The sequence below is a fragment of the Leclercia sp. 29361 genome (assembly GCF_011290365.1).
Classification (GTDB): Bacteria; Pseudomonadota; Gammaproteobacteria; order Enterobacterales; family Enterobacteriaceae; genus Enterobacter; species Enterobacter tamurae.
The window spans coordinates 4,260,017-4,285,159 of record NZ_CP049786.1; the positions used below are offsets into that span (position 1 = coordinate 4,260,017).

Consider the following 25,143-nt stretch of genomic DNA (forward strand, 5'->3'; position numbering starts at 1 on the left):
TGTTCAAAAGCGTAGACGGTGAACTATATTTACAACCGTGCAGGGATCACAGTTTGATGGATATGATCCCGATAATGCAGAAACATTCCGGAATACCCGTTTTGCCGTGTGGCTCACACATTCAACCTGCGGCAGAGCGAACATATGATCTAAATTTTGATAAGAGTTCAAATATGGCTGAGAAACGCGTTGCCGAAGAGGGACGATTTGCCGGACTGGCACTAACGGAAGAGGAACTGGTGGCGCGCGTGGCGTGGTGCTACTACCACGACGGCCTGACGCAGAACGATATCGGCGAGCGGCTGGGACTGCCGCGGCTCAAGATTTCGCGGCTGCTGGAGAAGGGTCGGCAGTCCGGGGTGATCCGGGTGCAGATCAACTCCCGCTACGAGGGCTGTCTGGCGCTGGAGACCGAACTCCAGCAGCGCTTCGGCCTGCGGCTGGCCCGCGTGTTGCCAGCCCTGAACACCCCACCGATGAGCGTGCGTTTAGGCATTGGTGCCGCGCAGTCGTTGATGGGGGTGCTGGAACCCGGCCAACTGCTGGCGGTGGGATTTGGTGAAACCACCATGAGCTGCATTCAGCACCTAAGCGGCTTTATCAGCTCCCAGCAGGTGCGGCTGGTGACGCTTTCCGGCGGTGTCGGGCCCTATATGACCGGCATTGGCCAGCTGGATGCCGCCTGCAGCATCAGCATGATCCCTGCCCCGCTGCGGGTTTCATCCGCGGAAGTGGCCGGGATCTTAAAGCGGGAAACCAGCGTGCGGGATGTGATCCTCGCCGCCACCGCCGCCGATGTGGCGGTGGTCGGGATTGGCTCGGTGAATCAGCGCCGGGACGCCACTATCCTGCGCTCCGGCTATATCAGCGAAGGCGAGCAGCTGATGTTTGCCCGTAAAGGGGCGGTGGGGGATATCCTCGGTTATTTCCTTAACGCCAACGGCGAGCGGGTAGAGGAGCTGGAGATCCACCGGGAATTACTTGGCGTCACCCTCGATGAACTGGCGCAGTTACCGGTCATCGTCGGCGTCGCCGGAGGGGAAGAGAAAGCCGATGCGATTTATGCCGCACTGAACGGTCGCCGTATCAATGGCCTGGTGACGGAAGAGACGACAGCCCGCGCGGTGCTGGCTCTGGCAAAATAAGAGCCTGTCTGCCCTGCGCTTACGATGAGGCAAGCTCATGAGTTACCTTTTAGCGTTAGATGCAGGGACGGGAAGCGTTCGCGCCGTTATTTTCGATTTGCTGGGCAACCAGGTCGCCGTCGGCCAGGCGGAGTGGAAACACCTGAGCGTGGAGAACGTTCCCGGCTCGATGGAGTTTGACCTCGACACCAACTGGCGGCTGGCCTGCCAGTGTATTCACCAGGCGCTGGAGCGGGCGCAGCTGAGTCCGGCGGCTATCCAGTCCGTCGCCTGCTGCTCGATGCGGGAAGGGATCGTCCTCTACGACCGCAACGGCGACGCCATCTGGGCCTGCGCCAACGTTGATGCCCGCGCCAGCCGCGAAGTGGCCGAGCTGAAAGAGATCCACGACTTCCGCTTTGAATCCGAAGTGTATGACGTCTCCGGCCAGACCCTGGCCCTGAGCGCCATGCCGCGCCTGCTGTGGCTGGCGCACCATCGCCCGGATATCTACCGCAACGCGGCCACCATCACCATGATCAGCGACTGGCTGGCGGCGAAGCTCTCCGGCGAGCTGGCGGTGGATCCGTCCAACGCGGGCACCACCGGCATGTTAGATCTCTTCTCCCGCGACTGGCGTCCGGCGCTGCTGGACATGGCCGGGCTGCGCGCCGATATTCTCTCCCCGGTAAAAGAGACTGGCACCCTGCTCGGGGCAGTGACCAGGGAGGCGGCGCAGCAGAGCGGCCTGCGGGAAGGCACCCCGGTGGTGATGGGCGGTGGCGACGTGCAGTTGGGCTGCCTGGGGCTGGGGGTGGTCCGCGCCGGGCAGACTGCGGTGCTGGGCGGCACCTTCTGGCAGCAGGTGGTCAACCTGCCGCAGGTGCGTACCGATCCGCAGATGAACATCCGCGTGAACCCGCACGTCATCCCCGGCATGGCTCAGGCGGAGTCGATCAGCTTCTTCACCGGGCTGACCATGCGCTGGTTCCGCGACGCCTTCTGCGCCGAAGAGAAGCTGATTGCCGAGCGGATGGGGATGGATACCTACGCCCTGATGGAGGAGATGGCCAGCCGGGTGCCGGCGGGTTCCCATGGGGTGATGCCGATCTTCTCCGATGCGATGCACTTTAAGCAGTGGTATCACGCTGCGCCGTCGTTTATTAACCTCTCCATCGATCCGGAAAAATGCAACAAAGCCACCCTGTTCCGGGCACTTGAGGAGAACGCGGCGATCGTCTCCGCCTGTAACCTGGCGCAGATATCGCAGTTTTCCGGGGTGAATTTTGACGGCCTGGTGTTTGCTGGCGGCGGCGCGAAAGGGGCACTGTGGAGCCAGATATTAAGCGACGTCACCGGCCTGCCGGTGCGGGTGCCGGAGGTGAAAGAGGCGACCGCGCTGGGGTGCGCCATTGCCGCGGGAACCGGTGCCGGGCTGTACAGCGATATGGCCTCTACCGGCGAGAAACTGGTGAAGTGGAGCCGGGAGTTCACCCCGAACCCGGCGCACCGGGTGCTGTACGACGGCATGATGCAGAAGTGGCAGGCGGTGTATGCCGATCAGCTGGGGCTGGTGGACAGCGGGCTGACCACCTCGATGTGGCAGGCGCCGGGGCTGGTGCGGTCATCCCCCTCACCCCGGCCCTCTCCCCAAAGGGGCGAGGGAGAAACCCCGATGGAGCCAATCCTGTAAGACCGCACCTGACTGTTCCCTCTCCCCTATGGGGAGAGGGTTAGGGTGAGGGGTGCCTTTTCTTGAGATCTATCACAATCATTCAATCCCGCTTTTACCTTTCTTCTGCCGCTGGCTAAATTAGTAACTCATCCGACCACATAACAATAATTTTACAATGGAAGCGTTTATGAGCCACTACCCGTCGCTGTTCGCCCCCCTTGATCTGGGGTTCACCACGCTCAAAAACCGTGTGTTAATGGGCTCGATGCATACCGGTCTTGAAGAGCGTCCGGACGGTGCCGAGCGGCTGGCCGCGTTCTACGCCGAACGCGCCCGTCACGGGGTGGCGCTGATTGTCACCGGCGGCGTGGCCCCTGCCCTTTCTGGCGTCGGGATGGAGGGCGGCGCGGTGCTGAACGATGTGGCACAGCTGCCCCATCACCGGATCGTGACTGACGCGGTACACAACGAGGGCGGCAAAATCGCCCTGCAGATTCTGCATACCGGGCGCTACAGCTATCAGCCGAACCTCGTGGCACCGTCGGCGATCCAGGCGCCGATCAACCGCTTTACGCCCCACGCCCTCACCCACGATGAAATCCTCACGCTGATTGACGACTTCGCCCGCTGCGCCGCCCTGGCGCGGGAAGCGGGCTACGACGGCGTGGAGGTGATGGGCTCCGAAGGCTATCTGATCAACGAATTCCTCGCCGCGCGCACCAACCAGCGCGAGGACGAATGGGGCGGGGATTATGCCCGCCGGATGCGTTTTGCGGTTGAAGTGGTGCGTGCGGTGCGTGAACGCGTCGGGAGTGATTTTATCATCGTCTATCGCCTGTCGATGCTCGACCTGGTGGAGGGCGGCGGCACCTTCGAGGAGACCGTCGAGCTGGCGCAGGCCATTGAAGCGGCGGGGGCAACCATCATCAACACCGGGATCGGCTGGCACGAGGCGCGGATCCCAACCATCGCCACCCCGGTGCCGCGCGCGGCGTTCAGCTGGGTGACGCGCAGGCTGAAAGGCAAGGTGTCGATCCCGCTGGTGACCACCAACCGCATTAACGATCCCCAGGTGGCGGACGATCTGCTGGCCAACGGCGACGCGGATATGGTGTCGATGGCGCGGCCATTCCTCGCCGATGCGGAGATCCTCTCCAAGGCGCAGAGCGGCCGTGCGGATGAGATCAACACCTGCATCGGCTGCAACCAGGCCTGTCTGGATCAGATTTTCGTCGGCAAAGTGACCTCCTGCCTGGTCAATCCGCGCGCCTGCCATGAAACCAGAATGCCGGTGGTGCCAGCGGTAACTAAAAAACGGCTGGCGGTGGTGGGCGCAGGCCCGGCGGGACTGGCGTTTGCGGTAAATGCCGCGTCGCGCGGGCACAGCGTGACGCTGTTTGATGCGCTGCCTGAGATCGGCGGGCAGTTTAATATCGCCAAACAGATCCCGGGCAAAGAGGAGTTTTACGAGACGCTACGCTATTACGCGCGGATGATCGACCTCACCGGGGTCGATCTGCGCCTTAACCAGTGGGTCTCCGCGCAGGATCTGATCGACTTTGACGAGACGATCCTTGCCAGCGGGATCGCCCCGCGCACGCCTGCGATCGACGGCATCGATCATCCGAAGGTAATGAGCTATCTCGAGGTGCTCCGCGACAAAAAACCGGTGGGCGATCGGGTGGCGATTATCGGCTGCGGCGGGATCGGGTTTGATACCGCCATGTACCTGAGCCAGGCGGGGGAACCCACCAGCCAGAACATCGCGGAATTCTGCGAGGAGTGGGGGATCGACACCAGCCTGAATCAGGTCGGCGGCCTGCGTCCGGAGGGGCCGCAACTGCCAAAAAGCCCGCGCCAGATTGTGATGCTCCAGCGTAAGGCCAGCAAACCGGGGGAAGGACTGGGGAAAACCACCGGCTGGATCCACCGCGCCACCCTGCTCTCGCGCGGCGTGAAGATGATCCCGGGGGTGAGCTATCAGAAGATCGACGACAAGGGGTTACACGTATTGATCAATGGCGAGCCGCAGCTGCTGCGCGTCGATCATGTGATTTTATGTGCCGGACAGGAGCCGAAGCGCGATCTGGCGGAGCCACTGCGCGACGCGGGCAAAACAGTGCATCTGATTGGCGGGTGCGACGTGGCGATGGAGCTGGATGCCCGGCGCGCGATTGCCCAGGGAACAAAATTAGCGTTGGAAATTTAACGGCATTGCCCGGCGGCGAGGTAAAAGCAAAACGGCAACCGGGTTGCCGTTTTTAGTGTTTGCACCCTCTCCCCGTGGGAGAGGGCCGGGGTGAGGGCATCAGGCCGCACCTGTTTAAATCTTAACGACGGCGACCCGTCTTAACCGCCTTCAACACCACGAACTTGTTGTTGGTGGCCACCGTGGCACAGTTGCCGAAAATCTTCTTCAGCTTGTGGAAGTAGTCCAGGTGGCGGTTGGCCACGATGTACAGCTCACCGTTAATTTTCAGGCAGCGACGCGCGTGGTGGAACATCTCCCAGGCGACGTTATCGGTCAGGGCATGTTTCTGGTGGAACGGCGGGTTGCACAGCACGGCGTTAAAGCGGAACGGCTCCACCCCCGACAGCGCGTTGTTGATCATAAACTCGCAGCGATCCAGCGCTTCCGGCATGTTGGTTTCCACGTTCAGACGGCTGGACGCCACGGCCATTGGCGACTCATCGCTGAAGACCACGCTGGCCTCCGGGTTCTTCGCCAGCAGCGTCAGACCGATTACCCCATTACCGCAGCCGAGATCGACGATCTCCCCTTCCAGATTTTCCGGCAGATGTTCAATAAAGAAGCGTGCGCCGATATCCAGCCCGGTGCGGGAGAAGACGTTGGCGTGGTTGTGGATGGTCCAGTCGGTGCCTTCCAGCTTCCAGCTCAGGGTCTCTGGCGCGTCAGCCAGGGCTGGCTCGCTGAAGGTACAGTTGATCAGGCGCGCTTTTTTCCACGCCAGTGTGGTGGTGGTTGGCCCCAGAACTTTCTCGAACAGTTCAATGGTCGAGGTGTGGATATCACGCGCTTTTGCGCCCGCGATAATGCGCGTCTCGGGTGTTACGACCTTACGCAGCGCACGCAGCTGCTGTTCCAGCAGCGCCATGGTTTTCGGGATCTTAATCAGCACCACGCCCGGCGCCTGCGGATACTCCGCGGTGCTGTCGAGGAACTTCACGCTGCCTTCATCGAGCTCGTTGTGGCGCAGATTCTCGCGCGTCGCCAGCTCGCTTAAATAGGAGTCACCGATGCTATAAGGTGTATGTTCGACCAGCGCACAACCCAATGCGCCGAAAGCATCATTCAGGATCAGAACCGGGCCGCTAATTTCTGTCTCATCCAACTGTTGCAGCAGATATTCATCCGCCGCTTCCCACGCCTGAAGCGGGTTAACGTCGTCCGTTTCCGGGAAACGTTTTAAGTCGAGTGAACGGAAACCGTTGTCTAAGTGGCTCATCGGCCCTCCTGAATGGTAAAATTTCGGCGTTATCCCTGAAAAGGGTGCGTGAGTATACCCGTTTTCAAATTATTTTGGGGTTTTGATGAACCAGCTGACTTATCTCCAGGGCTACCCGGAGCATCTGCTTTCCCAGGTCCGCACGTTAATTGCCGAGCAAAAGCTGGGGGCGGTGCTGGAAAAACGCTACCCGGGGACCCATGATTTCGCCACCGATAAAGCCCTCTGGCAGTATACGCAGGATATGAAAAACCGATATCTGAAGAGCGCCCCGCCAATCAATAAGGTGATGTACGACAACAAGATCCACGTGCTGAAGAATGCCCTGGGTCTGCATACCGCCATCTCCCGCGTGCAGGGCGGCAAGCTGAAAGCCAAAGCCGAGATCCGCGTGGCAACCGTGTTCCGCAACGCGCCGGAAGCCTTCCTGCGCATGATTGTGGTGCACGAGCTGGCGCACCTGAAAGAGAAAGAGCACGACAAGGCCTTCTACTCTCTGTGCTGTCATATGGAGCCGCAGTACCACCAGCTGGAGTTTGATACTCGCCTGTGGCTGACGCATTTATCGTTATAGCGCACAAGATTTGTCATCATCACGTGCTACAGTGGCAACAGGTTCCCAGCAACGGAGTTCGTGAACGTTTATGATACGTTTCGCAGTCATTGGGACGAACTGGATCACGCGCCAGTTCGTCGATGCCGCCCATGAGACCGGCAAATATAAGCTCACCGCAGTCTATTCCCGCAGCCTTGAACAGGCTCAGGCCTTTGCTAACGACTATCTTGTCGAGCATCTGTTTACCTCTCTGGAGGCGATGGCACAAAGCGATGCCATTGATGCGGTCTATATTGCCAGCCCGAATTCACTGCATTTCCCGCAGACGACGCTGTTCCTCAGCCACAAAAAGCATGTGATCTGCGAGAAGCCGCTGGCCTCCAATATTGATGAAGTTGAGGCGGCTATTGCGCTTGCGAGGGAAAACCAGGTGGTGCTGTTCGAAGCGTTCAAAACCGCCAGCCTGCCGAATTTCCTGTTGCTGCAGCAGTCCTTGCCGAAAATCGGCAAAGTGCGCAAAGCCTTTATCAACTACTGCCAGTATTCGTCGCGCTATCAGCGCTATCTCGATGGCGAGAACCCGAACACCTTTAATCCGGCGTTTTCTAACGGCTCGATTATGGATATCGGCTTCTACTGCCTGGCCTCGGCGGTAGCGCTGTGGGGCGAGCCGCACCGGGTGCAGGCCACCGCCAGCCTGCTGGAGAGCGGAGTCGATGCTCACGGTCTGGTGGTGCTGGACTACGGTGATTTCAGCGTGACCCTGCAGCACTCCAAGGTGAGTGATTCGGTGCTGCCGAGTGAAATCCAGGGCGAGAACGGCTCGCTGGTTGTCGAGAAGATCTCCGAGTGCCAGAAGCTGAGCCTGGTGCCGCGCGGCGGCAAGGCACAGGAGCTGACGCAGCCTCAGCATATCAACACTATGCTGTATGAGGCAGAGGTGTTTGCGCGTCTGGTCGAAACCCAGGAAGTAAACCATCCGGGCCTGGCGGTGAGCCGTACCACGGCGAAGCTGCAGACCGAGATCCGTCGTCAGACGGGGGTGGTGTTCCCGGCGGATGGCCTGAACGCAGAAGTTACCGCGTAAAGCTGTGTAATGAATTAGTGCAGGTCATTGACGAAATCAATGACCTGACATATTTTGTTACCTGCAAAGGGGAGTAACTTCCTTGCCGGTGGATCGTCATTACGATGCGTATAAAACCGCATCCGGTCGCCGGGCAACGAAAAAGGAATGCGATTAGCGTATTCCTTTCTTGTTGTAAGTGAGACCTTGCCGGAAGGCGAGGTCTATGCATAAAAAACGCAACGGCTATCGTCTTCTGACCATAGCCGTTTTTGTTTTTTACGCGTAAGGAAAATTGTATGAATACTGTCGGTACTCCGCTGATGTGGGGCGGATTCGCAGTCGTGGTCCTGATCATGCTGGCGATCGATCTCTTTTTACAGGGGCGTCGCGGCGCACATGGCATGACCATGAAACAGGCGGCCGCCTGGTCGCTGGTGTGGGTCACCCTCTCCCTGCTCTTCTGTGCTGCCTTCTGGTGGTATCTCTCTATTACTCAGGGCCGCGCGGTGGCCGATCCTCAGGCGCTGGCGTTCCTGACGGGCTATCTGATTGAAAAAGCCCTGGCAGTGGATAACGTCTTCGTCTGGCTGATGCTGTTTAGCTACTTTGCCGTACCGGCTGCATTGCAGCGTCGGGTGCTGGTGTATGGCGTGCTGGGCGCGATCGTCCTGCGTACCATCATGATCTTCGCCGGTAGCTGGCTGATTACGCAGTTCGAATGGCTGCTGTACGTCTTCGGTGCCTTCCTGCTGTTTACCGGTGTGAAAATGGCGCTGGCAAAAGAGGACGAAACCGGTATTGGCGAGAAGCCGCTGGTGCGCTGGATCCGCGGCCACCTGCGTATGACCGACACCATCGAGAACGAGCACTTCTTCGTGCGCAAGAACGGGCTGCTGTTCGCGACGCCGCTGCTGCTGGTGCTGATCATGGTTGAGCTGAGCGACGTGATTTTCGCGGTGGACAGTATTCCGGCGATCTTCGCGGTGACCACTGACCCGTTCATCGTCCTGACGTCAAACCTGTTTGCGATCCTCGGCCTGCGTGCCATGTACTTCCTGCTGGCGGGCGTGGCGGAGCGCTTCTCAATGCTGAAGTACGGCCTGTCGGTGATCCTGGTGTTTATCGGTATCAAGATGATGATTGTCGATTTCTATCACATCCCGATCGCCATCTCGCTGGGCGTGGTGTTTGGTATTCTGGTTCTGACCCTGGCGATTAATGCCTGGGTGAATCACCAGAACGATAAGAAACAAAAGCGATCTGGCGCACTCTGATGCCCTCACCCTGGCCCTCTCCCACCGGGAGAGGGTACAGACATTAAAAACGGCAACTCAGGTTGCCGTTTTGCTTTTACCTTTGCCACCCGACAAAAAATGTAAATATACAGTTAAAAAATATGACGCAGCACGTAAAACCCAGCATTTTACGCTTCCCAGCATCCGCACTTTCAATATACTCAACCTTGCATAACACACACCTCTAACCGGGATGATAAGTGCCTCAGAGCACCTCCGGGACGGAACGCAATTTCACTGAAGGAATTTTCCATGACCACACAATCTACTGGTCTGCTCGCGCGTCTGGCGCAGGGCAGCCTCGTCAAACAAATACTGATAGGCCTGGTGCTGGGTATTTTACTGGCACTGGTTTCTAAACCGGCCGCTATTGCCACTGGCTTACTCGGCACCCTGTTCGTTGGCGCGTTAAAAGCTGTCGCACCGGTGCTGGTCCTGATGCTGGTGATGGCCTCCATTGCCAACCACCAGCACGGCCAGAAAACCAACATCCGTCCGATTTTGTTCCTCTATCTGCTGGGTACTTTCTCTGCTGCCCTGACGGCGGTGGTGTTTAGCTTCCTGTTCCCGTCCACGCTGCACCTTACCTCTGCCGCGGGTGATATCACCCCACCATCCGGTATTGTCGAGGTACTTCGCGGCCTGCTGATGAGCATGGTCTCTAACCCGATTGATGCTCTGCTGAATGCTAACTACATCGGCATTCTGGTGTGGGCCGTCGGACTGGGCTTTGCCCTGCGTCACGGTAACGACACCACCAAAAATCTGGTTAACGATATGTCCAACGCGGTGACCTTTATGGTGAAGGTGGTGATCCGCTTTGCGCCGATCGGTATCTTCGGCCTGGTCTCCTCCACCCTGGCCACCACCGGGTTTGAAACCCTGTGGGGCTATGCGCAACTGTTGTTCGTGCTGGTGGGCTGCATGCTGCTGGTGGCGCTGGTGATTAACCCGCTGCTGGTGTTCTGGCAGATCCGCCGCAACCCCTATCCGCTAGTGCTGACGTGCCTGCGTGAAAGCGGCGTGTATGCCTTCTTCACCCGCAGCTCTGCGGCGAACATTCCGGTGAACATGGCGCTGGCCGAGAAGCTGAATCTGGATCGTGACACCTACTCCGTCTCCATCCCGCTGGGTGCGACCGTCAATATGGCGGGTGCGGCGATCACCATCACCGTGCTTACGCTGGCGGCGGTGCATACTCTGGGTGTTCCGGTGGATCTGCCAACCGCGCTGCTGCTGAGCGTCGTGGCATCGCTGTGCGCCTGTGGCGCATCGGGTGTGGCGGGTGGTTCGCTGCTGCTGATCCCGCTGGCCTGTAATATGTTCGGTATCCCGAATGAAGTGGCCATGCAGGTTGTAGCGGTCGGCTTTATCATCGGCGTGCTGCAGGACTCCTGCGAAACCGCACTGAACTCCTCGACTGACGTGCTGTTTACCGCGGCGGCCTGCCAGGCTGAAGATGCACGTCTGGCGAAAAACGCGCTTCGAGGTTAACAGCAAAACGGCAACCAGAGGTTGCCGTTTTTAGTGTTTGTACCCTCTCCCGGTGGGAGAGGGTCAGGGTGAGGGCATCAGGCCGCACGGTACTACAGCGTTACACCACTCTTAAAGATCGCCAGCTCGCGGAAGTCATTCTTCTCATTGCAGGTCTGCTTGCCGTTGGCAAATTCCACGATAGTGTCCACAAACTCCGTCAGCAGCTGCGGCATCGCTTTGCCGTGGATCAGTTGACCGGCGTCGAAATCAATCCAGTGCTTTTTCTTCGCTGCCAGCTCACTGTTGGTGGCGATTTTTACCGTCGGGACAAAACCGCCGTACGGCGTGCCGCGCCCGGTGCTAAACAGCACCATATGGCAGCCCGCACCCGCCAGGGCGCTGGTAGCCACAGCATCGTTGCCCGGGGCACTTAACAGGTTCAGACCGTGGGTTTGCAGCCGCTCGCCATAACGCAGGACATCCACCACCTGGCTGGCACCCGCTTTCTGGGTACAGCCGAGGGATTTCTCCTCCAGCGTAGTGATCCCGCCCGCCTTGTTGCCCGGGGATGGATTCTCGTAAATCGGCTGGTTATGGGCGATAAAGTACTGTTTGAAGTCGTTGACCATGGTGACGGTCTTTTCAAAAGTCTCTTCATCGCGGCAGTGACTCATCAGAATGCGTTCAGCGCCAAACATCTCCGGCACTTCGGTCAGCACGGTGGTGCCGCCGTTGCTGATAACGTAATCAGAGAACTGACCCAGCATCGGGTTGGCGGTAATGCCGGACAGCCCATCAGAGCCGCCGCACTCCAGACCAAACTTCAGCTCGCTCAGCTTGCCCGCTTCACGCTGGTCGTGGCGCATCGCTTCGTACAATTGATGCAGATGCTCCAGCCCGGCTTCCACTTCGTCGTCCTGATGCTGACAGACCATGAAATGCACGCGGGTCGGATCAAAATCCCCCAGCGTTTCGCGGAAGGCGTCGACCTGGTTGTTCTCACAGCCAAGGCCGATCACCAGCACCGCCCCGGCGTTGGGGTGGCGGACCATGTTTTGCAGCATGGTGCGGGTATTGATGTGATCGTCGCCCAGCTGGGAGCAGCCATAGGTGTGGCTGAACAGGTGGACGCCGTCAGTGCCTTCTGCGTCGTTCGTCTCTTTCAGGAACCGGGTCTGGATCTGACGGGCAATGCCGTTGACGCAGCCGACGGTCGGCAGGATCCACAGTTCATTGCGGATCCCCACCTCCCCGCTGGCACGGCGGTAGATCTGAACCTCACGATCTGCCGCCTGGCTGCCCTCAGCCTGTAACTCAGGTTGATAGCTGTACTCATCCAGATCGCTCAGATTGGTACGCGTATTGTGGGAGTGAATGAACTCCCCCGCCGCGATATCCGCCAGCGCATGGCCGATAGGCAGACCGTATTTGACGACGTTCTCCCCTTTGGCAATGGCCTGCAGGGCAAATTTATGCCCGCGCGCAACGTCCTGGCGCAGCGTGACGGTCTGGTTATCAAACGTCACGTCCAGACCTTCGCTCAGGTCGGCCAGCGCGACCGCTACGTTATCCAGCGAATGGATCTTGATGTATTGCATATCAACCCTCAGAAGGCCTTAGTTCAGTTCAATAGCGAAGTAGTCGCGTGCGTTGTTAAAGCAGATGTTTCTCACCATTTCGCCCAGCAGCTGGATGTCGGCCGGGGCTTCGCCCGCTGCCACCCAGCGGCCAATCATCTGGCACAGAATGCGGCGGAAATATTCATGGCGAGTATAAGAAAGGAAGCTGCGGCTGTCGGTCAGCATACCCACGAAGCGGCTCAGCAGACCGAGCTGCGCCAGCTGCGTCATCTGACGCTCCATGCCATCTTTCTGATCGTTGAACCACCAGCCGGAACCGAACTGCATCTTGCCCGGCATCCCTTCACCCTGGAAGTTGCCGATCATGGTGCCCAGCACTTCGTTATCGCGTGGGTTCAGGCAGTAGAGGATGGTTTTTGGCAGCAGGTTCTCTTCGTTCTGTTTGCTCAGCAGCTTCGACAGCTCTTCCGCCAGCGGACGGTCGTTGATGGAGTCGAAACCGACGTCGGCACCCAGCAGTTTGAACTGGCGCAGGTTGTTATTGCGCAGCGCGCCGATGTGGTACTGCTGCACCCAGCCGCGACGGGCATATTCAGCCGCCAGCCAGACCAGTACTGCGGTTTTGAACTGCGCCACTTCGTGTTCGTTGAGGCTTTCACCGGCCAGACGACGCGCCAGAATGCTGTCCAGCTCGGCTTCGTTGGCGTCAGCAAACAGCACCACGTCCAGGGCATGGTCAGAGACTTTACAGCCGTGGGCGGCGAAGTGATCCAGACGTTTCGCCAGCGCAGTCTGCAGATCGCCGAAACGGCGGATCTCGGTATCAGAGACTTCACTCAGCTTCGCCATATAGTCGGCAAAGGTCGCCTGCTCAATGTTGAAGGCTTTGTCCGGGCGCCAGCTTGGCAGCACTTTGACGTCAAATGAACTGTCTTTGGCGACAACGGCGTGATGCTCCAGAGAGTCGATCGGATCGTCGGTTGTACCAACCATCTTAACGTTCATCTGCTTCATGATGCCGCGGGCAGAGAACTTGTCCTGGGCCAGCAGCTCGTTGCATTCTTTCCAGATCTCATCGGCGGTAGACGGAGAGAGCAGTTTGCCGGTGATGCCAAACGGACGGCGCAGCTCCAGATGGGTCCAGTGGTACAGCGGGTTACCGATGGTGTGCGGCACGGTCGCCGCCCAGGCGTCGAATTTTTCACGATCGGAAGCATCGCCGGTACAGAGGCGTTCCGCCACCCCGTTGGTGCGCATAGCACGCCACTTATAGTGGTCGCCTTTCAGCCAGATGTCATACAGGTTTTTGAAACGGTAATCCTCGGCAACCTGCTGCGGCGGAAGGTGGCAGTGGTAGTCAAAAATAGGCTGGTCTTTAGCGTAATCGTGGTACAGGCGGCGGGCGAATTCGGTATCTAACAGAAAATCTTCAGTCATAAACGGGGTCATTATCGTCTTCCTCTTACGAGCTTACGAGTGCGTCAGAAAAGTGATGTTCAGATGCTGCAAAGTTATCACACCAATTTCCAGAGGCCGATGATTTTTTCGTGAGTTAGATCAATAAACGTCGACAAATAGTCTACGCCCAAAGTGGTAAATATCGCTTAACACCGCGCCAGCTCTGGCCTGACGGCGCACAGACATTGTCCTTACAAAGATTGACACTTTTGTGATGTCACTCACCTTTTAAAGTTGTATGACAAGTTATCTTCTCGCCGTCGCAAATTATAAGCCGACGGAATGCGTTACCGGTGCCACAGGCATCGGACTCAGCGGTAAGGATACCGACTTATGCACGTTTACTTATGGCAAGGTTCGGGCCGTTCCGGGAGCAATCCCGGTAACGCCCTCCCGTTGATAAACATCTCACGCCTGGCGTAGAGATGCCCGTACTCCGGTGCGGCAATAACATAACGATGAGGTTTTACATGCGTAAAATTAAAGGGTTACGTTGGTACATGATCGCACTGGTGACGCTTGGCACCGTGCTGGGCTACCTGACACGTAACACCATAGCGGCGGCGGCGCCGACGCTGATGGAAGAGCTGCACATCTCCACGCAACAATATTCTTATATTATCGCGGCCTACTCCGCGGCTTATACCATCATGCAGCCGGTAGCAGGCTATGTGCTGGATATCCTGGGAACGAAAGTCGGTTACGCGGTCTTTGCCGTCACATGGGCTATCTTCTGCGGCGCAACCGCGCTGGCAGGCAGCTGGGGCGGCCTGGCGCTGGCCCGTGGCGCAGTCGGTGCGGCAGAAGCGGCGATGATCCCTGCGGGTCTGAAAGCGGCCTCCGAGTGGTTCCCGGCGAAAGAACGTTCTATCGCAGTGGGCTACTTCAACGTCGGTTCGTCTATTGGCGCCATGATCGCACCGCCGCTGGTGGTGTGGGCTATCGTAATGCACAGCTGGCAGCTGGCGTTCATCATCTCCGGCGTGCTGAGCTTTGCCTGGGCAATGGCCTGGCTGATCTTCTACAAACACCCGCGCGATCAGAAGAAGCTGTCTGATGAAGAGCGCGACTACATCATCGGTGGCCAGGAGTCTCAGCATCAGACCAACAACGGCAAGAAGATGTCTGTCCTGCAGATCCTCGGCACCCGTCAGTTCTGGGGTATCGCCCTGCCACGTTTCCTGGCAGAACCGGCATGGGGTACGTTCAACGCCTGGATCCCGCTGTTCATGTTTAAAGTCTACGGCTTTAACCTGAAAGAGATCGCCATGTTCGCCTGGATGCCGATGCTGTTTGCTGACCTGGGCTGTATCGTCGGCGGCTATCTGCCACCGCTGTTCCAGCGCTGGTTTGGTGTGAACTTGATTGTCTCCCGTAAAATGGTGGTGACCATGGGCGCACTGCTGATGATTGGCCCAGGGATGATCGGCCTGTTCACCAGCCCGTACGTGGCTATCGGCCTGCTGTGTATCGGTGGTTTTGCTCACCAGTCACTGTCCGGTGCGCTGATTACCCTCTCTTCTGACGTCTTTGGGCGTAACGAAGTGGCGACCGCCAACGGCCTGACCGGGATGGCAGCCTGGACCGCCAGTACCATGTTTGCTCTGGTGGTCGGTGCGCTGGCTGACACCATCGGCTTCAGCCCGCTGTTCGCGGTCCTGGCTATCTTCGACCTGTTGGGTGCGGTGCTTATCTGGACGGTGCTGAAAAGCAAGTCCGCAGAGGAGCTGCTGCAAGAGTCGGTGGGAAGGCCGGCAACGCAGAGTTAGTGTAATGCCGGGTAGCGCTGCGCTTACCCGGCTTACAGAATCCGGAGGCCCGCGCCGCCGGGCATAGAAAGGCCGCTCCCGAGCGGCTTTTTTACGGGTGGAATCTGGAGACAAACGGGTAAAAGTGGTATAACAAATCATTAGCCATACTCTGCCTGGAGCGCATATGGAAATCAACGAACCCCGTCGCCTTTATCAGCAACTTGCTGCTGAGCTGAAAGCTCGCATCGAGCAAGGCGTTTATCTGGTGGGAGACAAATTACCTGCCGAGCGTTTTATCGCTGATGAAAAGAGCGTAAGCCGCACCGTGGTTCGTGAAGCCATCATCATGCTGGAAGTGGAAGGCTATGTTGAAGTGCGTAAGGGGTCGGGCATTCATGTTATCTCCAGCCAGGCAAAACACTCCCCGGTACCGGATGAGAATCTCGAATTTGCCAACTACGGTCCCTTTGAGCTGCTCCAGGCTCGTCAGCTTATCGAAAGCAATATTGCAGAGTTCGCCGCGACTCAGGTGACCAAGCAGGACATCATGAAGCTGATGGAGATCCAGGATAACGCGCGTAAAGAAAAATGTTTCCGCGACTCCGAGTGGGATCTGCAGTTTCACGTCCAGGTCGCCCTCGCCACGCAAAATACCGCTCTGGCAGCAATCGTGGAAAAAATGTGGACTCAGCGCGTTCATAACCCGTACTGGAAAAAACTGCACGATCACATCGACTCCCGTTCCGTGGATAACTGGTGCGACGACCATGACCAGATCCTCAAAGCCCTGATTCGTAAAGATCCGAACGCGGCGAAACTGGCGATGTGGCAGCATCTTGAGAACACCAAACAGATGCTGTTCAATGAAACCAGTGACGACTTCGAATTCAACGCCGACCGCTATCTTTTTGCAGAAAACCCGGTGGTTCACCTCGATACCGCCGTCAGTCAGGCAAAATAGTTTCCTTTTTCCATGAGCAGGCGCTTCGCTGCGCCTTCCCGCTGAGGTGGGTAAGCAAACCTTTAGAGTGTCAGCGTTTGTAAAAGACCTCGCGTCCCCTGCCTGGGTTAAGCCAAAATCAATCCTGGAATGATGCAAATACTGTGACGGATCCCTTCAGGCTTTGTTACAATTAGATGCAATTAGCCGTTTAGCTTGTTAGTTAGTGCTTGCTTACTTTGCCACTTAACAGGGAACAGTTCTGGCCACACATTGTGTCCGCGAGCGACCATAATGAAATTATAAAAAATGTCGCCGTGCTGTTTGACCCGGTTGACAGGTGTGCCGTTAACCGATTTTCAGGAACACTGAATGGAACTTTTGACCCAACTACTGAATGCCTTATGGGCTCAGGATTTCGAAACGCTGGCCAATCCTTCCATGATTGGCATGCTCTATTTTGTCCTGTTTATGATCCTGTTTCTTGAAAACGGTCTGCTGCCTGCCGCTTTCCTGCCCGGCGATAGCCTGCTGGTGCTGGTGGGCGTGCTCTGCGCAAAAGGGGCAATGCAATTCCCACAAACCGTACTGCTGTTGACCATTGCTGCCAGTCTCGGCTGCTGGCTGAGCTATATCCAGGGACGATGGCTCGGCAACACTCGCATCGTGCAGAACTGGCTTTCCCATCTTCCGGCACACTATCATCAGCGAGCGCATCACCTGTTCCATAAGCACGGGCTTTCCGCGCTGCTGGTCGGGCGCTTCATCGCTTTTGTTCGTACCCTGCTGCCAACGATTGCCGGACTCTCCGGCCTCAGCAGCGCGCGTTTTCAGTTCTTTAACTGGATGAGCGGCCTGCTGTGGGTACTTATCCTGACCACCCTCGGCTACCTGCTTGGCAAGACCCCGGTGTTCCTGAAGTACGAAGACCAGCTGATGTCCTGCCTGATGCTGTTGCCTGTGGTATTACTGGTGTTCGGCCTGGTGGGCTCGCTGGTAGTGCTGTGGAAGAAAAAACATGGAAGTCAGGGCTAAGGTGATGAGCAATTCAACCCCGTCACTGCGCCGTCTCTCTTACGCCATCGTTGCGCTGATGATGTTCAGCGCCTTGCTGCTGGCTTGGGCGGCGCTGCAAAAGCAGGAATCGACGCTGGCTATTCGCTCTGTCAATCAGGGCGTCAGTATGCCCGATGGCTTCTCCGTCTGGCATCATCTGGATGCGAACGGCATTCAGTTTAAAAGCATTACGCCGCAGAACGACGTGCTGCTGATTACCTTCGACTCCAGCGTGCAGAGCGCCGCGGCGAAGAAGGTGCTCGACCGCAGCCTGCCGCACGGGTATATCATTGCGCAACAGGATGATAATAATCAGGCGGTGGTCTGGCTGACGCGTCTGCGTGATACCTCGCGTCTGCTGGGCTAAATTTCCACTATTCTGAATCTTTTCACTCACTTTGGTGATATCACCGTTTACTTACTATGCTTAAGTACGCGGAGCACCTCCCACTCGTACTCCGCTCAACTCTGGAAACCGACATTCCGGTAGGTTATGTCGACAAACAATGGAAGGTTTTCATAATGAATTACCGCATCGCCCTGGGCCTCGCCCTTTTTTCTTTAAGTGCAGCATCGTTCGCGTCTTCCCTGTGTCAGGAGAAGGAAAAGGACATTCAACGCGAGATCAGCTACGCTGAAAAGCATAACAATCAGAATCGAATCAACGGGCTGCAGAAGGCCCTTAGCGAAGTTAAAGCTAACTGTTCAGACAGCAAGCTGCGTGCCGATCATCAGCGCAAGATTGCCGATCAGAAAGAGGAGATTGCTGAGCGCCGCCAGGATCTGGTGGAGGCTAAAGAGAAAGGCGATGCGGATAAAATTGCTAAACGTGAGCATAAATTGCTGGAAGCGGAGAACGAGCTGAAAGCGCTGGAGTCTCGCGATTACTGATTTAATGGACATCTTAACAGGAGAGAATCATGTCAAAAGATACTACGTCAGACCATTTACGCGCTGAACTGAAGTCCCTGGCGGATACCCTGGAAGAGGTGCTGAGCTCCTCGAGCAGTAAGTCGAAAGAAGAGCTGAGTAAACTGCGCAATAAAGCGGAGCAGGCCCTGCATGAGAGCCGCTACCGTCTGGGCGAAACCAGCGATGTGCTGGCGAAACAGACCCGTGAAGCCGCTGCGCGCGCCGATGAGTACGTACGCGAAAATCCGTGGGCCGGGGTAGGTATCGGTGCTGCGGTTGGCGTCGTCATCGGCATGCTCCTGACGCGACGTTAATTATGGAAGATTCACGTCAACCACAAGGGCCCGCAAAAAACGTCCTCGGTATCGGACAGCGGATTTTAACCACTCTCGTCGGCATCGCAGAGACGCGCATCCGTCTGGCAGTGGTTGAACTGGAAGAAGAGAAAGCAAACCTCTTCCAGCTGCTACTGATGTTGGGGTTGACCATGCTCTTCGCCGCCTTTGGCCTGATGAGCCTTATGGTATTGATTATCTGGGCAGTCGATCCGCAGTACCGCCTGAATGTCATGATTGGCACAACCGTGGTATTGCTGCTTGCCGCCCTGATAGGAGGGATCTGGACGATGCGCAAAGTGCGTCATTCGACCCTGCTACATCATACCCGTAAGGAACTGGCCAACGATCGGTCATTGCTGGAGGATGAGAAAAAGTGAGCAGAAGCGCTGCAGAACGTGAGCGAGAAAAGGCATTTTTGCTGAGCCAGATCCAGCAACAACGGCTGGATCTGTCAGCAAGCAGCCGTGACTGGCTGGAGGTGACTCACGCTTACGATCGTGGCTGGAATGCCCTTCTCAACCTCCGCGCCTGGGCGCTGGTGGGGAGCAGCATTCTGGCGGTGCGGGCAGTCCGCCATCCGAACAGGCTGGTCCGCTGGGCACGCCGCGGTTTCGGTATCTGGAGCGCCTGGAGGCTGGTGAAATCGACAATTAATCAGCAGCAGCTGCGCAAATACGACGCACGCTGACGTTACCCTCTGCCTCACCCGGTAAAGCGCCTTCTGGCGCTTTACTTTTTTGTGCCGCCTCGACTTACTCAATATCTTTGAAGAAGATTGACAGTTTTCCTTGCTAACAATCGCCATTCACCCCGTTTATGATTCTCTCCATCGACAGCGAGACCGCGGCATCCGCCCGATTTCGCAAACAAAATAGTGTTTACAGCCTGAATGGTTCCCTGGAGAGTAAGATGAAAAAATTAGAAGATGTTGGTGTACTGGTTGCGCGTATCCTGATGCCAATCCTGTTTATTACCGCAGGCTGGGGCAAAATCGGTGGTTACGCCGGTACGCAGCAGTACATGGAAGCGATGGGCGTCCCGGGGTTCCTGCTGCCGCTGACCATTCTGCTTGAGTTTGGCGGTGGCCTGGCGATTCTGTTCGGTTTCCTGACCCGCACCACGGCGCTGTTCACCGCAGGCTTTACCCTGCTGACCGCGTTCCTGTTCCACAGCAACTTTGCGGAAGGCGTGAACTCGCTGATGTTCATGAAAAACCTGACCATCGCAGGCGGCTTCCTGCTGCTGGCCATCACCGGCCCGGGTGCATACAGCATCGACCGCGTTCTGAATAAGAAGTGGTAAGCAGACTATACTGAATCAAAAAGCGAGGAGATATCTCCTCGCTTTTGCTATCTAAGGAGGAAAAGATGGGACAACTCGTAGACGGCGTCTGGCAGGATACCTGGTATGACACCAAATCCACTGGCGGACGCTTTAAGCGCTCCGTGTCGGCCTTCCGTAACTGGCTCACTGCCGACGGCGCGCCTGGCCCGAGCGGCGAAGGTGGCTTCGCGGCAGAGAAAGATCGTTACCACCTTTATGTCTCGCTTGCCTGCCCATGGGCGCACCGCACGCTGATCGTCCGCGCGCTGAAGGGGCTGGATTCGCTGATCCCCGTCTCGGTGGTGCATCCGTTGATGCTGGAGAACGGCTGGACTTTCGGCAGCGATTTCCCGGCGGCCACCGGCGATTCACTCTATCACCATGATTTTCTCTACCAGCTCTACCTGCGCGCCGATCCGCACTACACCGGCCGGGTCACCGTTCCGGTCCTGTGGGACAAAAAAAATCAGACCATTGTCAGCAATGAATCGGCGGAAATTATCCGCATGTTTAATACCGCGTTTGATGCTCACGGCGCCCGGGCGGGCGACTACTATCCGCCGGCGCTGCGGGATAAAATTGATGACCTGAATAGCTGGATCTACGACAACGTCAATAACGGTGTCTATAAGGCCGGGTTTGCCACCAGCCAGGAAGCCTATGACGAAGCCGTGAACAACGTCTTTGCGTCGCTGGAACGTCTGGAGCAAATTCTCGGTCAGCACCGCTATCTGACCGGCAACCAGCTGACCGAAGCCGATATCCGACTGTGGACCACCCTGGTTCGCTTTGACCCGGTTTATGTGACCCACTTTAAGTGCGACAAACGCCGGATCAGCGATTACCTCAATCTGTACGGTTTCCTGCGCGACATCTATCAGATGCCAGGGATTGCGGAGACGGTGGACTTTGACCACATCCGTAACCACTATTACCGCAGCCATAAAACCATTAATCCGACGGGCATTATCTCCGTTGGCCCGTGGCAGGATCTGACTGAACCGCACGGCCGCGACGCTCGCTTCGACTAAGCCTCAGGGGGCGCCTCGCTGGCGCCCTTTACCCCTCTTTTATTCCCGTCTATGCTTGATTTGATCCCTTAGAAAACAAGCGATTAATTGCTACTGAGGCGTAAAAAATGGACTGGTATCTCAAAGTACTGCGAAATTATATTGGCTTTAAAGGGCGCGCCCGGCGCAAAGAATACTGGATGTTTATTCTGGTGAACTTCATTTTGATCTGCGTCCTGGGACTCATAGACAAAATGCTGGGCTGGGAGCGGGCTGGCGGGGAAGGCATTCTCACTACGGTATATGGCCTGCTGGTGTTTCTGCCAGGGTGGGCGGTACTGTTTCGCCGACTGCACGATACCGACAGGTCGGCATGGTGGCTGTTGCTGGTACTGATCCCGGTAATCGGCTGGATAATTATTCTGATCTTCAACTGCCAGCGCGGCACGGTCGGTGAAAACCGGTTTGGGCCGGATCCACTGCTGAACGGTTAAAACGTTGCCCGGCGGCGTTACGCTTGCCGGGCCAACAGATTACTTCTGGGTAAACAGCTTCTGGATCTCGCGCAGACACCAGGATTTGGCTTCGCCCATGCTGTCACGACGCCACGCCATAATGATATCCACTTCACTGGTGTACTCCGGGCTCACCACCCGCAGCCGCCCTTCGGCAATATCTTTTTCCACAAACGGATACGGCATGGTCGCCACGCCCAGCCCGGCCAGCAGCGCCTGACGTTTATCTTCCAGCGTACTGACGGTGAGACGCGGCTGCTTATCCAGCAGCTGGACGGTTAACACCGGGCGCTCGCGGGCGGTATCCGCCACCGCCACGCCGCGGTACTTCACGCGGGTCACTTCCGACAGCGGTTCCGGCTCCTGATGGATCGGATGATCCGGAGCGGCAACGTAGACATTCAACACTTTATAGAGCTTGCGGGAGTTGATCTCGGACGAGGAGCGGAAGTGCATGTCCGGGGCGATCACAATATCAGCCCGGCCCTGCTCCAGACGCTCCCACGCGCCGGCGAGCACCTCGGTGATGATCGACAGCTGGGTGTTGGCTTTATCCGCAAGGCGATCCACCAGCGGATAGAGCGCAGTAGTAGGCACCAGGGCCTCGGTGACCAGCGTCAGGTGTGTTTCCCACCCGCGGGCCAGCGCTTCGGCGTCGGTGGTCAGTTTATCTGCCGCTTCCAGCAGCACGCGGCCGCGCTCCAGCAGCATCCGCCCAACGTTAGTGAATTTTGTTCGATGACCGGAGCGGTCAAACAGCACCACATCCAGCTCTTCTTCCAGCTTCTGCATGGTGTAGCTCAGGGCTGATGGCACGCGCCCCAGTTCATCTGCTGCGGCGGCGAAGCTACCGCGTCGATCGATCGCGTCCATCACCCGCAGTGCTTCAAGGGTCAATGCTCTCTCTTTAGCCATGGCGTTCTCATTCAGGAAATTTGAACATACCGGGCAGAATATCTGGCTAACAATGCAGCGTCCATACCTTTACCATTGTTTTAGTGTAAAGAGAGGTCAAGTTTATGATTACGACAAGAACAGCCAAACAGTGCGGACAAGCCGATTTCGGTTGGCTGCAGGCTCGCTACACCTTTTCCTTTGGACACTACTTTGACCCGAAACTGCTGGGCTATGCCTCTTTGCGTGTACTGAATCAGGAAGTACTCGCCCCCGGGGCCTCGTTCCAGCCGCGTACCTATCCGAAAGTGGATATCCTGAATCTGATTCTTGAAGGCGAAGCAGAGTATCGCGACAGCGAGGGCAACCATGTCCAGGCGAAAGCCGGGGAAGCATTGCTGATAGCCACCCAGCCAGGCATTAGCTATAGCGAGCATAATCTCAGCAAAGATAAGACGCTGACGCGGATCCAGCTGTGGCTGGATGCCTGCCCTGAGCGGGAAAACCCGCCGCTGCAGAAGATCGATCTGCAGGAGGGTAAACAGCAGCTGCTGGCCTCGCCGGATGGCAGCACAGGCAGTCTGCAGTTACGTCAGCAGGTGTGGCTGCACCATATCGAGCTGGATAAAGGGGAGCGCCTGAGTTTTCAGCTCCACGGTCCACGCGCCTATCTGCAGTCCATTCATGGTACGGTGCATGCACTAACCCCGGCTGAAGAGCGGGAAGCACTGACCTGCGGGGACGGGGCGTTTATCCGCGATGAGGCGAATATCACCCTGGTGGCTGATACGCCGCTGCGGGCGCTGCTGATTGATTTGCCGGTCTGAGTCGGTATTGCCGGGTTGGCCTACGCCTCCCCGGCAAACCATTGATGATTTACTCGCTCATGGCCTGAGCGATTTGCGAGCGGACCTCGGCGCGCTGCTCCGGCGTCAGAACCTGGCTCACATCGAAGTAATATTTCACGCGATAGTAACGCGCCTGCTCTTCAATACGGCTGAACGCCGTCAGCTGCTCTGATCCTTAAATATCTGTCAGGGAAGAACCCTGAAGTATTTTTCAATTACGGATGTCGATCTGTGATGAAGTATATAAACACGTGTGCAGGTAAGAGCTGACGGGGAATGCAAAAAGCAAAAACCCCGCCGAAGCGGGGTTTTAAAATGGTGAAGCTGACCGATAAGTCAGCTTTGTATCCCATGCAATCAAGCACCAGAAGCGGTGGAATGCGGGTTGTAGCCCACAATGTATCCCATTCTGTATCCCATTTGAAGTGTACGATACGCCGATCTGCTTGCAAGGGATCAAATGCCAAGAGCTGGGGATGCATCCATCCTGGGGTGTTCATATGCATTTAGCTCCGTGATAGTCACACCTGCACTTATTCACTTAATTAATCAAGGAAAGTTTGCTGGCTCCCCTTGCGTTTCTGTGGAAAAATTGAGCTTCGAACTTTCAGACAACAGAGGGATGCTTATGTCGGTTTTTCAGGACTGGCTGCTCAGGATAGCTGGTGACAATTACTTTCTCTATATCAAACGATTGTCTGCCAATGATACTGGCGCAACAGGTGGACATCAGGTAGGACTATATATTTCTTCCGACATCGCTGAAAAACTACTTCCTTCCATCAACAATACCCAAGAACTGAACCCGTCTGTTTTTCTTACCGCGCATGTTTCATCACATGAGTATCCGGACAGCGAGGCTCGGGCTATCTATTACAATAATCGTTTTTTTGGCGGGACCCGGAATGAGAGAAGAATCACTCGCTGGGGAAGAGGAAGCCCACTCCAAGATCCTGAAAATACAGGAGCCCTTACGCTTCTGGCCTTCAAGCAGGATGAGCAAGGCGGTGATAGTTCAGAGGTGAACATATGGGTCTGCGTCAATCCTGATGAAGAGAATATTATTGAGTCCGTTATAGGGGAAGTCATCCCTGGGACGCTTTTATTTGGGCCATCCAGTGAAATTCTGGGGGGATTGTCTCTACAACATGTCCCAGTGAATCATAAATACAATATACCTGACGCCTGGAAGCAGCAGTTCCCATCAGGTAGTGAAATTATCCAGTATGCTGGCGGGCACTACGCAAAAAACTCCAATGACCCAGACGAACAGTTGATCGATCGACGCCGTATAGAGTACGACATTTTTCTTCTGGTAGAAGAGTTTCACGTACTGGACATCATTCGTAAGGGGTTTGGCTCAGTCGATGAGTTCATTGCACTGGCAAATTCCGTCAGTAATCGCCGAAAATCAAGAGCGGGAAAGTCACTTGAGCTACATCTTGAACATCTTTTCGTTGAGCATGGTCTACGACACTTTGCCACGCAAGCAGTAACTGAGGGCAATAAAAAACCTGACTTTCTGTTCCCATCTGCTGAGGCTTACCACGATATCGGATATCCCGAAGAAAATCTCCGTATGTTAGCCGTGAAGACAACATGCAAAGACCGTTGGCGTCAGATACTAAACGAGGCGGATAAAATTAGGCAGATACACCTTTTCACTCTACAGGAGGGAGTTTCTCAGGCTCAGCATAGTGAAATGCGAGATGCAGGGGTAAAACTGGTTGTACCATCATCATTACACAGGAAATATCCGGAAGCGGTGAGAGGTGAACTAATGACGCTGGGGGCTTTTATCGCTGAGCTCACAGGGCTTTACGCAGAACTGCCATAAGAAGCTCCCGGCATGTGGA

At 56.6% G+C, this 25,143-nt stretch carries 25 protein-coding genes; 20 read left to right on the forward strand and 5 right to left on the reverse strand.

Translation table 11 applies throughout. From position 1 onward, the window contains the following. Nucleotides 1-173 precede the first annotated feature (173 nt). The 3 genes from lsrR to G7090_RS20325 all read left to right on the forward strand — a co-directional run bounded on the left by lsrR (nt 174) and on the right by G7090_RS20325 (nt 5,008). Nucleotides 174-1,145 (forward strand): transcriptional regulator LsrR, encoded by a 972-nt coding sequence (lsrR, locus tag G7090_RS20315; RefSeq protein WP_106994756.1) that lies wholly within the window; start codon nt 174-176, stop codon nt 1,143-1,145. Between the two features lie 37 nt (nt 1,146-1,182). Continuing rightward, a complete protein-coding gene (lsrK, locus tag G7090_RS20320) occupies nt 1,183-2,817 on the forward strand; it encodes an autoinducer-2 kinase (protein ID WP_166184145.1) in 1,635 nt (544 codons plus the stop codon). 169 nt (nt 2,818-2,986) lie between these two features. Next, nucleotides 2,987-5,008, forward strand: a complete 2,022-nt coding sequence (locus tag G7090_RS20325) for an NADPH-dependent 2,4-dienoyl-CoA reductase (RefSeq protein ID WP_166184147.1) — start codon at nt 2,987-2,989, stop codon at nt 5,006-5,008. A gap of 121 nt (nt 5,009-5,129) precedes the next feature. Here the strand turns inward: G7090_RS20325 and rlmG are convergent, their stop codons facing one another. Beyond that, nucleotides 5,130-6,266 (reverse strand): 23S rRNA (guanine(1835)-N(2))-methyltransferase RlmG, encoded by a 1,137-nt coding sequence (gene rlmG / locus G7090_RS20330; RefSeq protein WP_166184149.1) that lies wholly within the window; start codon nt 6,264-6,266, stop codon nt 5,130-5,132. An 85-nt stretch (nt 6,267-6,351) separates the two neighbouring features. On the opposite strand from rlmG, the gene G7090_RS20335 reads away from it, so the two are divergent. The 4 genes from G7090_RS20335 to sstT all read left to right on the forward strand — a co-directional run bounded on the left by G7090_RS20335 (nt 6,352) and on the right by sstT (nt 10,680). Beyond that, nucleotides 6,352-6,840: a YgjP-like metallopeptidase domain-containing protein gene (locus G7090_RS20335; protein ID WP_166184151.1), complete on the forward strand. Its 489-nt coding sequence runs from the start codon at nt 6,352-6,354 to the stop codon at nt 6,838-6,840. 70 nt (nt 6,841-6,910) lie between these two features. Then, nucleotides 6,911-7,909: a Gfo/Idh/MocA family protein gene (locus G7090_RS20340; protein WP_106994760.1), complete on the forward strand. Its 999-nt coding sequence runs from the start codon at nt 6,911-6,913 to the stop codon at nt 7,907-7,909. 278 nt (nt 7,910-8,187) lie between these two features. Next, nucleotides 8,188-9,165 (forward strand): TerC family protein, encoded by a 978-nt coding sequence (locus G7090_RS20345; RefSeq protein WP_106994761.1) that lies wholly within the window; start codon nt 8,188-8,190, stop codon nt 9,163-9,165. Between the two features lie 273 nt (nt 9,166-9,438). Next, the gene (sstT, locus tag G7090_RS20350) at nt 9,439-10,680 is read left to right on the forward strand and encodes a serine/threonine transporter SstT (RefSeq protein WP_166184153.1); all 1,242 of its coding nucleotides are present in this window, start codon (nt 9,439-9,441) and stop codon (nt 10,678-10,680) included. 92 nt (nt 10,681-10,772) lie between these two features. Here sstT and G7090_RS20355 read toward each other — a convergent pair whose 3' ends face one another. Continuing rightward, entirely contained in the window at nt 10,773-12,260 is a 1,488-nt protein-coding gene (locus tag G7090_RS20355) for a UxaA family hydrolase (protein WP_166184155.1), read from the reverse strand. Nucleotides 12,261-12,278: 18 nt separating this feature from the next. Beyond that, entirely contained in the window at nt 12,279-13,691 is a 1,413-nt protein-coding gene (gene uxaC, locus G7090_RS20360; RefSeq protein WP_166184157.1) for a glucuronate isomerase, read from the reverse strand. Between the two features lie 479 nt (nt 13,692-14,170). Here uxaC and G7090_RS20365 point away from each other — a divergent pair, with 479 nt between their 5' ends. The 11 genes from G7090_RS20365 to G7090_RS20415 all read left to right on the forward strand — a co-directional run bounded on the left by G7090_RS20365 (nt 14,171) and on the right by G7090_RS20415 (nt 21,524). Beyond that, complete coding sequence (locus tag G7090_RS20365) at nt 14,171-15,469, forward strand: MFS transporter (protein ID WP_166184159.1); 1,299 nt, start codon at nt 14,171-14,173, stop codon at nt 15,467-15,469. A gap of 166 nt (nt 15,470-15,635) precedes the next feature. Next, the gene (exuR, locus tag G7090_RS20370) at nt 15,636-16,412 is read left to right on the forward strand and encodes a transcriptional regulator ExuR (RefSeq protein WP_106994766.1); all 777 of its coding nucleotides are present in this window, start codon (nt 15,636-15,638) and stop codon (nt 16,410-16,412) included. Nucleotides 16,413-16,763: 351 nt separating this feature from the next. Beyond that, entirely contained in the window at nt 16,764-17,426 is a 663-nt protein-coding gene (yqjA, locus tag G7090_RS20375; RefSeq protein ID WP_106994767.1) for a DedA family general envelope maintenance protein YqjA, read from the forward strand. Between the two features lie 4 nt (nt 17,427-17,430). Next, entirely contained in the window at nt 17,431-17,814 is a 384-nt protein-coding gene (gene mzrA, locus G7090_RS20380; protein WP_166184162.1) for an EnvZ/OmpR regulon moderator MzrA, read from the forward strand. A gap of 155 nt (nt 17,815-17,969) precedes the next feature. Further along, nucleotides 17,970-18,338: a DUF1090 domain-containing protein gene (locus G7090_RS20385; protein ID WP_106994769.1), complete on the forward strand. Its 369-nt coding sequence runs from the start codon at nt 17,970-17,972 to the stop codon at nt 18,336-18,338. A 29-nt stretch (nt 18,339-18,367) separates the two neighbouring features. Next, complete coding sequence (locus G7090_RS20390; RefSeq protein WP_032614327.1) at nt 18,368-18,673, forward strand: YqjD family protein; 306 nt, start codon at nt 18,368-18,370, stop codon at nt 18,671-18,673. A 2-nt stretch (nt 18,674-18,675) separates the two neighbouring features. After that, the gene (locus tag G7090_RS20395; protein ID WP_032614329.1) at nt 18,676-19,074 is read left to right on the forward strand and encodes a phage holin family protein; all 399 of its coding nucleotides are present in this window, start codon (nt 18,676-18,678) and stop codon (nt 19,072-19,074) included. Then, entirely contained in the window at nt 19,071-19,385 is a 315-nt protein-coding gene (locus tag G7090_RS20400) for a YqjK-like family protein (protein ID WP_106994770.1), read from the forward strand. Before G7090_RS20395 ends, G7090_RS20400 begins: the two co-directional genes overlap by 4 nt. Nucleotides 19,386-19,606: 221 nt before the next feature. After that, nucleotides 19,607-19,999 (forward strand): DoxX family protein, encoded by a 393-nt coding sequence (locus G7090_RS20405; RefSeq protein WP_181247303.1) that lies wholly within the window; start codon nt 19,607-19,609, stop codon nt 19,997-19,999. A gap of 65 nt (nt 20,000-20,064) precedes the next feature. Beyond that, nucleotides 20,065-21,051, forward strand: coding sequence for a glutathione S-transferase family protein (locus G7090_RS20410; RefSeq protein WP_166184164.1), 987 nt, complete (start codon nt 20,065-20,067; stop codon nt 21,049-21,051). Nucleotides 21,052-21,158: 107 nt separating this feature from the next. Continuing rightward, entirely contained in the window at nt 21,159-21,524 is a 366-nt protein-coding gene (locus tag G7090_RS20415; protein ID WP_106994773.1) for a DUF805 domain-containing protein, read from the forward strand. Nucleotides 21,525-21,563: 39 nt separating this feature from the next. On the opposite strand, the gene G7090_RS20420 is transcribed toward G7090_RS20415, so the two are convergent. Then, the gene (locus tag G7090_RS20420; protein ID WP_106994774.1) at nt 21,564-22,460 is read right to left on the reverse strand and encodes a LysR family transcriptional regulator; all 897 of its coding nucleotides are present in this window, start codon (nt 22,458-22,460) and stop codon (nt 21,564-21,566) included. 104 nt (nt 22,461-22,564) lie between these two features. On the opposite strand from G7090_RS20420, the gene G7090_RS20425 reads away from it, so the two are divergent. Beyond that, nucleotides 22,565-23,266 carry a pirin family protein gene (locus G7090_RS20425; protein WP_106994776.1) on the forward strand — a complete coding sequence of 234 codons (702 nt, stop codon included), beginning with the start codon at nt 22,565-22,567 and terminating at the stop codon, nt 23,264-23,266. Between the two features lie 236 nt (nt 23,267-23,502). Here G7090_RS20425 and G7090_RS20430 read toward each other — a convergent pair whose 3' ends face one another. Beyond that, nucleotides 23,503-23,793, reverse strand: coding sequence for a hypothetical protein (locus G7090_RS20430; protein ID WP_166184166.1), 291 nt, complete (start codon nt 23,791-23,793; stop codon nt 23,503-23,505). Nucleotides 23,794-23,915: 122 nt separating this feature from the next. Between G7090_RS20430 and G7090_RS20435 the strand changes: the two genes are divergently transcribed. Beyond that, complete coding sequence (locus G7090_RS20435) at nt 23,916-25,124, forward strand: type II restriction endonuclease (RefSeq protein ID WP_047351815.1); 1,209 nt, start codon at nt 23,916-23,918, stop codon at nt 25,122-25,124. The last annotated feature ends 19 nt before the right edge of the window (nt 25,125-25,143 follow it).